Origin of the sequence: Halomonas qaidamensis (genome assembly GCF_025917315.1) — a bacterium.
Lineage (GTDB): Bacteria > Pseudomonadota > Gammaproteobacteria > Pseudomonadales > Halomonadaceae > Vreelandella > Vreelandella qaidamensis.
Window position 1 is genome coordinate 1768182 of the sequence record NZ_CP080627.1, and the last position, 11820, is coordinate 1780001.

Sequence of the window (11820 nt, forward strand, 5' to 3'; positions counted from 1 at the left end):
ATGATTAAATATAATTTAATTCTGGCCGATAGCTCTATTGCAGCATTCAAAAGCTAAAAAAGGATTTGCAATGAAATTAGCAACTGCTATGGCAGTTTCGTGCGTGATTGGATTGGCGGCTATGCCTGTTACTGCCAATGCCTACTTTGGTGAGCCTGGTACCTGGGCAAGTGGTTGGGGCCAAGGAACGGCAGAGTATATGGCGGTAAGTTCTGACGGCTCTGCTGAGTTGTACATTGCATGTAATGATGAAAACCCAGTGAGCATGACGCTGACTATTGACGGTATCGCTTACGGGAATGACCGGCAGGGTGAGTTCAATCTTGTACTGGATGGTTATGAAATATCCATTCCACATTTCACTAATTCACGCGCGCACGCTGAAGGGTTCCTTTATGCTTGGGAACGCATGCGTAAAGCCACAAGTATTATTGCTGTGACAGATGATGGTAAGCGTGTGGAGCTTCCAAGTCGTGGCTCTGCGGCAGCACTGCCAAGTGTTGACTCTCCCGCGATGGGCTGTAAAACACAATTCTACTCGTTCTGAAGGATTTTAGGCGCTGTGCCAAGCAGCGCCTAAATATGACAGTTGTTCCTTAAAGGATGTAATCCGCCCATTCCTGCATCATTGCTCTACGCTTTTCAAACAGATCTCCACGTCGATAGGCGGCTTCCACTTTGTTTTCAATGGCATGTGCTAACGCCATTTCAGCTACATCCCTAGGGTAGCTCGTTACCTCGCCTGTCCAATCCCTAAAGCTTGAGCGGAAACCGTGGGGTACAAAGTAACCTTGCTCGCCGTTTGGTCCGTACCCCAGCCCCCGCATGAACTGTAAAAGAGACATATTGGAAAGTGGGCGGCCAGTTTTCATGCCTGGAAAAATATGGTTGTTACCTTTCATGCGCGGGAGAGTAAGAAGCAGATCTACTGTTTGACTAGATAATGGCACCCTGTGCTCACGATTCGCTTTCATACGTGTGGCGGGTATCTGCCAAGTTGATTTTGCTATGTCGATTTCATGCCACTCAGCATTGAGTACTTCTGACGTGCGAGTAGCGGTCAATATGAGGAACTGCAGCGCCTTAGAAGACATGCTGTTGTAATGCTGAATTGAGTTCATAAACGCCGTTACTTGCTCGTAAGGCATAGCAGGGTGGTGATTCACCTTTTGTATCCGTGATGGCTTAGCCAGCAGCTTGTCGAGATGGCCACGCCAGCGGGCAGGATTAACCGGGTCGCGATATTCATGTGCTGCTGCGAAGTCTAATACGTTTTCAATACGCCCTTGTACACGCTTAGCGGTCTCGTTTTTGGCCGTCCAGATAGGCGTTAAAATCTTCAATATATCCTGCGTGGTGACCTCCTCTACTGGAAGGTTGCCTATTACCGGGCGCACGTATGTTTTAAGCGTGCTTACCCATTGACGCGCATGTTTAGCATTCCGCCAGCTGCGGCGGTGCGACTGGATATAGCGTGCTGCGCAGTGCGTAAACGTCACAGGCCCCGCTTCTGTATCAGCTTTCTGTTCACGAGCTGACAGCGGGTCGATACCCTGCTTAACGAGCTTGCGTTGCTCAGAAGCTACATCTCTTGCCTCAGATAGAGATGTATCTGCATAGCTACCAAGACCCATATCTCTCAGCTTGCCATCCCAGCGGAAACGGTAAATCCAGCTTGCGCCGCCACCTTTACCAATTTTGAGGTACAGCCCATCCCCATCATTGGTCATGCCAGGGTTTGATTCCCTGACCAGCTTTTGAACGCCTTTAGTCGTCAGTTTTCCCATAGCCGCTATCCCCGTAGTAGGTTTTCAGCGTACCATATCCCAGCCCATACTCCAGCCCATACTTGGTCTCTGTTTTACGTAATATAAGAATGGATGGGACTGGACTGCTTTAGCTGTTTTTTTATTTTAAATCAGTAGCTTGGTGGAAGGCATTGGATGCTGTTGGATATTTAATATACGGACTGTCCCTCCGCCAAGTATTACGAATAAGCCGCTGATTTCAGCGGCTTTTTTGTGTCTGTAATTTAGCCATTGCTGTGAAACATCGAAGGTGCTCGGTTGGCGGCACAGATGTGTATGATAGTACCCATTAATTTTCACTAAATTTGGGGAAGCCTCTGTGAACACGGAAAGTCACTCTCAGCTTGCTACTTTGATCTAGTCGGTCGCTGCCCTATTACGCGGCGATTGACCTAAGCCCCGCGCAAGTTAGCAACCACGGCATGGGCGGCATCTTTGAAGAACTGATTCGCAAGTTCGCCGAAAGCTCCAACGAAACCGCCGGGGAGTACTTCACGCCTCGCGATATCGTCCACCTGACGACCTCACTAGTGCTGACAGGCCAGGAAGAAAAGCTCAAGCCCAATAGCATTGTTACCGTGTATGACCCAACGGCGGGCACTGGCGGGTCTCTTAAAGCGACGAGTACGTTCAGTAGGTCAGCGTGGGTGTGACGGTCTCGCTGCATGGGCAAGAGCTGAACCCCGAGTCCTACGCCATCTGCAAGGGCGATATGCTGGTTAAAGCAATACGCTTTCCGACGACCAGCTGGCGGGCGCTTTGACTACATGCTTTCCAATCCGCCGTCTGGTGTGGAGTGGAAGAAGGTACAGAAGCAAGTCACCGACGAGTTCTGAATGCTTTTAGGCGCTGCCTTAAACAGCGCCTAAATGTGACAAGTGCTGGTATTTGCCACGTAGCTTTTCCAATGTCGTTCTTATGCCGCTCAGCGTTGAGCACCTCTGAGGTACGTGTGGCCGTCAGTATCAAAAACTGAAGTATTTTTAATGACATACTGTTGTAAAGCTGAACAGAACCTATAAATGTCGCTACCTGGTCATAAGGCATAGCAGGGTGGTGGTTCACCTTTTGGATCCTTGACAGCTTAGCGAGCAATTTGTCGAGATGGCGACGCCAGCGGGCAGGGTTAAGCGGGTCGCTATATTCATGTGCCTTTCCTGCATCTAGTGCTGAATATTAGATAGCCTTTGAAAAGCTCTAGCTGAAGTGAATGGCGCTAATCCAGTAGCGATTCGCCCGAACGTGTCAGCAGTGCTTTTAGGCTCGGTGATTCAAATCGCCGTTGAATAGTAATCGCGTAAAACTCCTCCCAAACGCCGGGTAGTGCGCCGTAATCGGTTAGCGTGCCGTTATGCAGTTCATCGCGTACAACAACCGGCGGCATGATGGCAATGTGCTGGGTGTCTCTGGCCAATAGTCGCATCATGGCCATGTCGTCTACCTCGGCAGCAATCTTAGGTGAAACCCGGTAATGGCTACAGAGCTGGTCAAAGGCGTGGCGGGTGGCATTTTCAACGCCTGGCAGAATAAAAGCATGTTCCTTTAGACCGCTAGGAAATACCGGTGGCGGCGAGAGGTGGGGCGATGCAATTAAACTCACTGGCTGGCGCGCCAAGCGCTGCGAGCGCCAAGGGTGCTCGCTATCGCCACGTACAGGCTGGTTCGAGAGCACTACGTCTAGCTTATGGGCGGAAAGCCTCCGCAGTAGATCATCTAGCCCACCGCTTTGCAGTATTAAGTCCAAGTCGTCTCGGCCCAATAGCGGCCGTACAAAACCCTCTTGAAAATTACGTGACAGCGTCGCTACTGCTCCCACTCGCACTACCTCTCGGTGGGCGTGACCACCTTCAGCAAACAGCGCGCTTAGCTCTTCGCCTTGGGTGAAGATAGTGTCGGCATAATCAAACGCTAGTCTGCCCGCTTCTGAAAGATGTAGCTGCCGACCCTCGCGTAAAAAAAGAGGTTGTCCTAGGCGCTCTTCCAGCTGGCGAATTTGTTGTGAGAGCGATGACTGAGACACATGTAGCGCATTGGCAGTACGGGTCAGGTGGCCTGATTTAGCAACTTGCCAGAAATAGTAAAGATGGTGGTAATTGAGCTTCATGGAGGTGTGCCTTCAGCAGCGGTTTAGCCTTTCGTTCTTTTTTAAAGAACGTTTTATCAGAAATAAACTATTTTTTATATGATGACGAGAGGGGCATAGTCGTTGGCAAACGATTAGGGGGGAAAGGCTATGCCAAATGTCGTCGATATAACGGTGTTTTCATTGCTGTTGCTATGGTTGCTGGTCCCGATATCGCTACTGCTGATGGCGGGGATTAGCGCACGCGCCAGCACGTCAGAATCGCTGCAGCGCGCTTGGAAAATCAGCCGCTGGTTAACGGCAAGTGCTTTGGCTGCCAGCCTAGCGGTGGGTGTGCTGCTGTTGCTCGATGCACAGGGTGTGCCCACAGGCCTGCCTGAAGCGGCCCAGCCACTGGGGCTATATCCTGATGGCTTGGCGGTGTGGATGGCGCTGTTGATTAGCTTGTTAGGGACGGTGTTGTTGCGTTTTGCAGAGAACTACTTAAAGGGCGACCGCGGCGAACGTCGTTTCTTGCCCTGGTGTTTGGTGGTGTTAGCGAGCGTTATGTTGCTGGTCTTTACCCACCATTTGGTCGTCATGTTGATTGCCTGGGTAGGCATTAGTGTGGCGCTGCATCATCTACTCACCCTTTACCCAGAGCGGGTGGAAGCGCAGCGGGCGGCATGGCAAAAATTCATAGTAAGCCGCTTGGGGGATGCCGCGCTGATCGTCGCGGTGGCGCTGCTATACGCTCGTTTCGGTACTTTTCAATTACCTGAGCTGTTTGCCGCGGCGGCCTTAACTCCTGGCGGCTGGCAAGTCGAAGCAGCCTCGGTGGCATTAGCTATTGCTGCGCTGTGCAAATGTGCTCAGGTGCCGATGCATGGCTGGTTAATCAAAGTAATGGAAGCGCCTACGCCGGTCTCCGCACTGCTTCATGCGGGGGTGATTAACCTGGGAGGCTTTGTGTGGCTACGGCTGTTTCCGGTCTTCGATGGCCTGACGCTTGGGCACTATCTGCTAATTGTCATCGGTGGCTTTACTGCGTTGGTAGCCGTCATGACGATGTTGACCCAAGCCTCTGTAAAGCATGCCCTTGCATGGTCAACCTGTGCGCAGATGGGCTTTATGCTGTTCGAGATTGGCGTTGGAGCGTATACCTTGGCGCTGGCCCATTTGCTGGCGCACTCGCTCTACAAAGCGCACTCCTTCCTGGCCTCTGGGCGTACTGTTAGAGCATCGCGCTGTGTACGTTTGCCGCTTGCGTCGCTGCGTCAGCGGCTCTCTCTGGCGCTACCCGCTGCAGCACTAGCGGCGGGGGTTTTGGTCGTTTGGCCTGCGCTCGTCAGCCACAACCCGCTGTTAGGTGCGCTACTGAGCTTAGCAGTAGGCAGTACGCTGCTGGGCATGCCGCTAGGTACCGCCAAACTTAATCGCTTGGGAATGTTTGTCATGGCGCTGGCCTTGGTGCCCTTGTATGCCTTGCTACATAGCTTACTAGCGCCTGCGCTGCCAAGCGCTTACACCCCTTTAACTTTCTCGGCAGGCCTTCTTGGTGGCATGGTGCTGGTAAGCATGGTGCTAGTCGCTGGATTGGTCACGCTCTTTCCTCAAGCGGCGTGGGTTGCCCGTTGGCGCGTCCACTTTAGTCAAGGGTTGTATCTTGCGCTGCCGTTTCAGCGCGTGGTGGACGCAGTTGCCCCCATTCGTGTTTGGCGGCGTGCCTCATCGCCTGCGCCAGATTTAAAAGGAGAGTGGTCATGAGAGCGACTATGAGAGAGTCCATGAAGCAATTTATGGGAGAGCCCGCTGCAATGGATGCGACTACCTCTACAAGCCAACAGTCTTTTCAGTATCGTGACGCACTAAAGCGGGCGACCGATGCTATTGCACCCGTTTGGCCGCTTGATCAGTGGATTGCGGTGAATCCTTGGTGGGGCTTGAAACATCAGCCCATCGAACAGGTCAGCCATGATCTGAATCGTCGGGCTGGGCAGCCGATGACCATGCCTGCTCAGTTTTATCGTCATGCTTGGGAAACCGGTCGGATTACACCGCATGACTTGCGCCAGGCCCTGCGCCAGGGTAGTTACGCCTTTAGTGAGCAGCGCTTAGTGGATTACTTGGCATTGCCCGCTAAACCTATTACGCCGCTATGTAGCGCTTGGGACATTCTAGAAGCGCATACGGGATTTGACCCTATTGCGGAGAGCTGCGCTAGCTACTTCGATCAACATCAGCAGCGCTGGGCAAGCTGTTCTGTGCCTTCACTTTATTATGCTTGGAAAAAAACGGTACAACACGATTTGCGCTGGTCAACAGAGCAGCGATGCTCGTTGCAGTCGCTGCCAGATAACGCCGCTGCAGCTAGTGAGCAGGTAGCAGCGGATTGGGAATTAACTCCCGATGCATTTGAAGTGTTAGCTCATACGCTACTGTTACGGGTGAATGGCTGGGCCTCATGGTGTCAAGGAATTAGCTGGCACACGCCTGAACAGCAGCAGGAGGCTGGCATTAGCCAGCTGGTGGCAATGGTGTTGGCTTGGGAGTGGCTAGGGGTTCGCCAGCTTAATCAACAACAGAAAAGTGAATGGTTTGCCCAGTGGCAAGCAGCGGATGCTGCTTTGACCGCTCATTATGATCATGAAGCGCTATGGTGTTGGCAACACGCCTACGAAGTGGGTTATCAGCGGATGTTAGCCGCTACATTGACTGCGCCTAGTACGTCGTCACCTCCGGCTGCACAGGTGCAGGCAGCGTTTTGCATTGATGTGCGTTCTGAGCGGTTTCGTCGCCATTTAGAACAAGCTGCCCCCACTGTGGCAACGCTTGGGGTGGCGGGTTTTTTTGCTATGCCGGTAACCGATGCCGCGATCGGACCTGAACGCGCTCTTCCCCGTGTGCCTGGTTTGTTAAAGCCCACCTATCGGGTAGGGGCTACACGGCCTCAGCAGCAGGGTGTCAAGCGCTATCAGAAAGAGAGTCAGCGCCAAAGCGTACGGCATGCGAAGTACGCGCCGCTTTCAACCTTTACTTTGGTCGAGACTACTGGCATTGCCTGGGGCTGGAAGCTGATTAAGGATAGCCTGCGCAAGCAAGCACCGGTGGCACAGTGCGATGCGCCTGCTGGGTTGTTCCATACTTACGATGGGGAGCCAATCGCGCGTCACGAAAAAATAGCGCTAGCCAAAAACCTACTCACCCTGCTTGGCAACCTCACTGCACCGCTGCTGGTGCTAGTGGGTCATGAGTCTCAAAGTGAAAATAACCCACACCACGCCGGGCTAACTTGCGGTGCGTGTGGCGGGCAGGGCGGCGGAATGAATGCTCGGGTAGCCGCTGCGCTACTGAATGATCCGGACGTGCAGCAATCTGTTCAACAAATGGGCATTTCATTACCTAGTGCGTTTTATGTACTGGCGGCGACCCACTGCACCCTAACGGATAGGGTACATATTTATCGGGATAAGCAAATGCCTGTGGGGCTAGAGGCTGCACTCACTACGTTTGAAAGCGGTGTGCAACGTGCTGGCGAAGCCACTCGGCTTGAGCGTGCTTCGGCATTGGGCGTGGATGAAACTACTCACGTTGCGCGCCTGAAAACCCTGGCAATGCGCGGTGCCGATTGGTCGCAGCCCCGGCCAGAGTGGGGGCTGGTGAATAATGCTGCCTTGATTTTAGCTCCGCGGTCGCTTACCCAAGGAAAAATGCTCGAAGGGCGTGCATTTTTGCATGACTACCACCCTTCCGAAGACCCCGATGGCAAGGTGTTAGAAGGGCTGATGATGGCGCCCATGCTAGTGGCTAGCTGGATCAATCTGCAGTACTACGCATCCACTGTGGTGCCAGAGCTGTATGGCGCAGGCAACAAGCTGCTGCATTCAGTCGTGGGAGGGCATGTTGGTGTCATTGAAGGTAACTCGCCACAGTTGCGGATTGGGTTGCCCGAGCAGTCGCTTCGCGATGGTGAAAAATTGCATCATGAGCCGTTGCGCTTAACCGTGGTGATCGATGCGCCTAAAGAGCGTATTGAAGCAATTTTGAAGCGCCAGCCCGTGGTGGCTGATTTGATAAACCACCGTTGGTTGTGGCTAACACGGATAGGTGATGAGGGCGTAGAGTGCTATACGCCGCAGGGCTGGCAGCCTGTGCTTGCCGATTGAAACCCCGTCACTTATTAAATGAAGTAATTTTCAAGTAGCTTACGAGGTGAATAGTGGCAACGCGACATTAGTCTTTTAGTGAGCATGCTAATATTTAACCAGAGTTAATACGTCAATAGATCAAGAAATGTCGATATTCTTTGGTAAATAGAAGAATTTTTGTAGTAGCTAAACAGTTTTTCATAGTATTTTGCGGCATCGTCACGTTATTGACTGTCAGCAGGATCGTTTTATGCCCCGGAAGTTGGTTGGATTCAGCCTAGTGCTAGGCTGGGGTACGTTTATTGTGATTGCTTTTTGGCTATTTACTTACAAAAATCTTCGCCTGTTTGCTGACGAACAAGACGTATTAGCTCAATTTCCGGCGGATGTTGCTCAATCCATGACGAGCATTGGTCCTTTGCCAACTCAATCTATCGGGCGTCTTATTCATTTTTGGAATCCCGCCTGTCGTTGCAGTCGCTTTAGCCAAAGCCATGTTGAAGAAATCATAACGAGCTACGAAAAACAGGGTATTGATTTTGTCGTGGCAGTGCCAAACCAGAGCTTAGTTGATAGAGCGTTAACTACGTTCCCAGGGGTATCTGATGTAATTGTTATTAATAATCTAGAGGGGCTTAGCAGTCCCTCGGCGGTTATCTTTGATTCACAAAATACGTTGGTCTATTTCGGTCCTTATAGCGATGGTGCCTTCTGTTCAAGTGATGGGAGCACTCCCGTTGAACAGGTGCTAGATAGCGCCATTACCCAGCAAAGCGTGACACCATGGCTTAATTTGTCCACTTTTGGCTGTTATTGCGATTGGCCTAATTAAAAATCATTAATAAGCTAATCATTAACCCCCATATCTACCTAACGACAGGGACACTTCTTTCATGCAGTTGAATAGACTCGATAAGGATCTTTTTCATGAGCAGTGGCAAGATGCGAGCCTCCTCATGTTTAAAATCCTCATTGCCCAGGGAGTGCTAGCACTGGCACTTGCTAGTTGGTATTCCACCTGGCTGGAGGCGCTCATTATTAGCGTGCCGACAGTAATACTAGGTGGTTACTTAACCTATTCACAAGGAAGTGACTTACTAACGCGTCTTTACTTGGGCGCGGCATTTATGGTGATGACTGGGCTGCATATCCACCAAACCCATGGGCTTATTGAAGTACACTTTGGATTGTTTGTGCTGTTAGCGATCCTTCTTTATTACCGCGACTGGCGTGTCATTGCTGCAGCTGCTGTTGTGGCGCTTATCCATCACCTTTCTTTTCATGTCTTACAAAGCATGGATATAGGCATTTATGTCATGCCTGAAGCGAGTCTGAAGATGGTCCTTGTTCATGGTGGTTATTTAGCATTTGAAGCGGCTGTGCTCGTGGCACTTGCTAACATTATGGCGGGTGAATTTATCCGTTCGCAAGGTGCACTTAATGAAAGCGATCGGCTGGGAAGTGAGTTGCAACGCCAGCGTGCGGCATTATTAAGTGAAGTTGAGCAAGCCATTAATAATATGGCAGGCCTCTCAAGCCGAGTCTCGTCGGCCTCTGAAAGCCTATCATCAGCGACCACACAGCAGGCGGCTAGCGTTGAACAGACAACGGCATCACTGGATGAATTAAGTGCCACTGTTGCGCAAAATGCTGAAAACGCCGTAGAAACAGAAAGTGTTGCCAATCAAGCCGCTAGGGATGCAAGTGACGGAAGCGCTGCCGTTTTACAAACTATTCAAGCCATGCGTGATATTGCCAGTAAAGTCAAAATCATTGATGACATTGCGTTTCAGACGAACTTACTGGCTCTTAATGCCTCGGTGGAGGCGGCAAGGGCAGGGGAGCACGGCCGTGGTTTTGCTGTCGTAGCCTCTGAAGTGCGTAAGCTGGCAGAAGGAAGTCGGCTGGCTGCTCAGGACATTGGTGCAACTTCTACCCAGTCGGTAATTACGGCAGAACAAGCAGGCGAGCGTATTAAGGGATTAGTACCTGCCATCGAACGGACTGCTCAATTAGTGCGCGATATTGCCAGCAGCAGCCAGGAACAGTCGTTAGGTATCGAGCAGATCAATAAGGCGACTTACGAGCTGTACCAAGGCGCGCAAGATATTTCAAAACTTGCAGAACAGTTGACGAGCACGTCGCTTGAAATGGAAGAAACGGCGACCTCTTTGCAACGCGAAGCGTCTGTTTAAGATCTGCTTGTTTTTTTATCTACTGTGTTTTTGTGCTGTGTTTTGCACTGAGTATTTTTCCATAAAGCTAGCCGCGTCTAATGACGCGGCATCATCGGAAAATGCACGGTTAAAAGGTTGTTTAGACTCGCTTCTTGGATAACAGAGTTTAGCAACCTAAGAGCTTAGTCATCTAAGAGTTTAGTTATCTAAGAGCTTAGCAACCGAGAAGCGAGCTGGCTTACAACCAAGTGCAGTATGTCTTCAAGTACTGTTGGTTAGTGTTGTGCAGCACTAAAGGTCGTACTGTTCCCGGGCATAGCCCCCAAGGCCAATAGCATCTAGGCGAGATAGGGGGGCAAGGAAAGTCACTTGTATCACGCCCGGTGCACGGCCAATTTCTATAGCACCGTTAATGGTGGCTCGATTACGGATTTCAGCGACACTCATATCAAGTAGGGTAGCCGCTCGCTGAAGGCCGTCTTCAATTGCCTCATTGAGGTTAGCAGCGGTTCCAATCACCGAGATTGGCGCTAGCGGCTCAATGTTTTCTACTCCCCATTTTTCTGCCAATTGCTGGCCTTTGGCCTTTTCAGATGCACTAAACGGTTTGGCTAATGGTGGCAGATCTTCCAGCAGCGGGAATAAAACGGGGCCGTCCAGTGGGTAGTTTTTCACGACTTCTACCTGAAGCGTGACGCTTCCTGCTACATCCATAGTGTGCCCAGCAATTTCGCCATCACCCTGGCCTGCATGCATATCTCCCATATAAACCCCTGCGCCTGGCACCTTAACAGGGGCAATAAGGATGGCGCCGGCACGAACAGCATCAATATCCATGTGTCCGTCGGTTTTGTGCGTAGCTAATTGCTCGGGCGTAATAGCATACTCATGTGGCGCCCCGATCAAGAAAGCACCAAAATCACCAGCGTTGTGGCTGTCTGGCATTGGCATTGACGGGCAAGTACCAAGCTGCCCCATAAATGGCCGCGTGCGAATTAGCGTTCCAGGCATATCTGATGGTGCATAGTTAAGAATAGAGTGCTGTCGGCTGCCTGGGGGTAAAGCTGAGTAATGGTCAGCGCGTTGGGCGATGGTAGTTGCCACATTGCTAGGTACGGTAAGCCCGATTGTTCGGTCATCGTCAAAGGTGACGGTGTAGCCATGGACTATTTCGAAGGGTTTTACAGGGTTATTGCAGGCATCACACTTTACGGCATCTTGCCCGATGCCATCGATATGGGTCTCGGGCCACAGTGTGTCACAAACAGGGCAGCGAGCGGCAACATAGGGGTCGCCAAGGCAAAATCCTTCGGGCGAGCTATCATGTCCAGACGCGGTCGCGATAGAGGTAACGGCAATATCGCGAATACGGATGGCAACACCATCACCTACTTCTGCGCCCTCAATAAACACGGGAGTAGTCACCTCATGTCCGCCGCGAAGACGTGGGGTAATCATCGGTCCCCAACAGCCAGGTGCAGTGTTGGCTGTGATGGTCCCCCCATTTTTAACTGGTCCCAACATGGGGGCATTGGGGTCTAGCACACTGTTAGTAAATTCTTGCACAACAACGTGTTGCTGAACGGTTGATGACTTATCTATGGTATGTTGCATGGAAAGTATCC

At 51.4% G+C, this 11820-nt stretch carries 9 protein-coding genes; 6 read left to right on the forward strand and 3 right to left on the reverse strand.

Features of this window, described 5'->3' with window-relative positions; translation table 11 throughout:
• Positions 1 to 70: 70 nt before the first annotated feature.
• Positions 71 to 547, forward strand: a complete 477-nt coding sequence (locus K1Y77_RS08215; protein ID WP_264431296.1) for a hypothetical protein — start codon at positions 71 to 73, stop codon at positions 545 to 547.
• 49 nt (positions 548 to 596) lie between these two features.
• On the opposite strand, the gene K1Y77_RS08220 is transcribed toward K1Y77_RS08215, so the two are convergent.
• On the reverse strand, positions 597 to 1787 hold the full coding sequence (locus K1Y77_RS08220) for a tyrosine-type recombinase/integrase (RefSeq protein ID WP_264431299.1): 1191 nt from the start codon (positions 1785 to 1787) through the stop codon (positions 597 to 599).
• Between the two features lie 443 nt (positions 1788 to 2230).
• On the opposite strand from K1Y77_RS08220, the gene K1Y77_RS08225 reads away from it, so the two are divergent.
• Positions 2231 to 2461, forward strand: coding sequence for an N-6 DNA methylase (locus tag K1Y77_RS08225; RefSeq protein ID WP_264018271.1), 231 nt, complete (start codon positions 2231 to 2233; stop codon positions 2459 to 2461).
• A gap of 563 nt (positions 2462 to 3024) precedes the next feature.
• On the opposite strand, the gene K1Y77_RS08230 is transcribed toward K1Y77_RS08225, so the two are convergent.
• Positions 3025 to 3912 carry a LysR family transcriptional regulator gene (locus K1Y77_RS08230; protein ID WP_030073069.1) on the reverse strand — a complete coding sequence of 296 codons (888 nt, stop codon included), beginning with the start codon at positions 3910 to 3912 and terminating at the stop codon, positions 3025 to 3027.
• Positions 3913 to 4041: 129 nt separating this feature from the next.
• Here K1Y77_RS08230 and K1Y77_RS08235 point away from each other — a divergent pair, with 129 nt between their 5' ends.
• From K1Y77_RS08235 to K1Y77_RS17350, 4 genes are all read left to right on the forward strand, one after another.
• Complete coding sequence (locus tag K1Y77_RS08235) at positions 4042 to 5637, forward strand: NADH-quinone oxidoreductase subunit L (protein ID WP_264431301.1); 1596 nt, start codon at positions 4042 to 4044, stop codon at positions 5635 to 5637.
• Positions 5634 to 8036, forward strand: a complete 2403-nt coding sequence (locus tag K1Y77_RS08240) for a DUF2309 domain-containing protein (protein WP_264431303.1) — start codon at positions 5634 to 5636, stop codon at positions 8034 to 8036. The genes K1Y77_RS08235 and K1Y77_RS08240 overlap by 4 nt, the downstream gene beginning before the upstream one ends.
• A 232-nt stretch (positions 8037 to 8268) precedes the next feature.
• Positions 8269 to 8850: a DUF6436 domain-containing protein gene (locus tag K1Y77_RS08245; protein ID WP_264431305.1), complete on the forward strand. Its 582-nt coding sequence runs from the start codon at positions 8269 to 8271 to the stop codon at positions 8848 to 8850.
• Between the two features lie 124 nt (positions 8851 to 8974).
• Positions 8975 to 10213 carry a methyl-accepting chemotaxis protein gene (locus tag K1Y77_RS17350; RefSeq protein WP_320055282.1) on the forward strand — a complete coding sequence of 413 codons (1239 nt, stop codon included), beginning with the start codon at positions 8975 to 8977 and terminating at the stop codon, positions 10211 to 10213.
• 273 nt (positions 10214 to 10486) lie between these two features.
• On the opposite strand, the gene K1Y77_RS08255 is transcribed toward K1Y77_RS17350, so the two are convergent.
• A complete protein-coding gene (locus K1Y77_RS08255; RefSeq protein ID WP_264431308.1) occupies positions 10487 to 11809 on the reverse strand; it encodes an acetamidase/formamidase family protein in 1323 nt (440 codons plus the stop codon).
• Positions 11810 to 11820 lie beyond the last annotated feature (11 nt).

Coding starts and splice junctions, on each gene's coding strand:
- K1Y77_RS08225 (WP_264018271.1), top strand. CDS start 2,231: ATGGGCGGCATCTTTGAAGAACTGATTCGCAAGTTCGCCGAAAGCTCC.
- K1Y77_RS17350 (WP_320055282.1), top strand. CDS start 8,975: ATGTTTAAAATCCTCATTGCCCAGGGAGTGCTAGCACTGGCACTTGCT.
- K1Y77_RS08245 (WP_264431305.1), top strand. CDS start 8,269: ATGCCCCGGAAGTTGGTTGGATTCAGCCTAGTGCTAGGCTGGGGTACG.
- K1Y77_RS08235 (WP_264431301.1), top strand. CDS start 4,042: ATGCCAAATGTCGTCGATATAACGGTGTTTTCATTGCTGTTGCTATGG.
- K1Y77_RS08215 (WP_264431296.1), top strand. CDS start 71: ATGAAATTAGCAACTGCTATGGCAGTTTCGTGCGTGATTGGATTGGCG.
- K1Y77_RS08255 (WP_264431308.1), bottom strand. CDS start 11,809: ATGCAACATACCATAGATAAGTCATCAACCGTTCAGCAACACGTTGTT.
- K1Y77_RS08240 (WP_264431303.1), top strand. CDS start 5,634: ATGAGAGCGACTATGAGAGAGTCCATGAAGCAATTTATGGGAGAGCCC.
- K1Y77_RS08220 (WP_264431299.1), bottom strand. CDS start 1,787: ATGGGAAAACTGACGACTAAAGGCGTTCAAAAGCTGGTCAGGGAATCA.
- K1Y77_RS08230 (WP_030073069.1), bottom strand. CDS start 3,912: ATGAAGCTCAATTACCACCATCTTTACTATTTCTGGCAAGTTGCTAAA.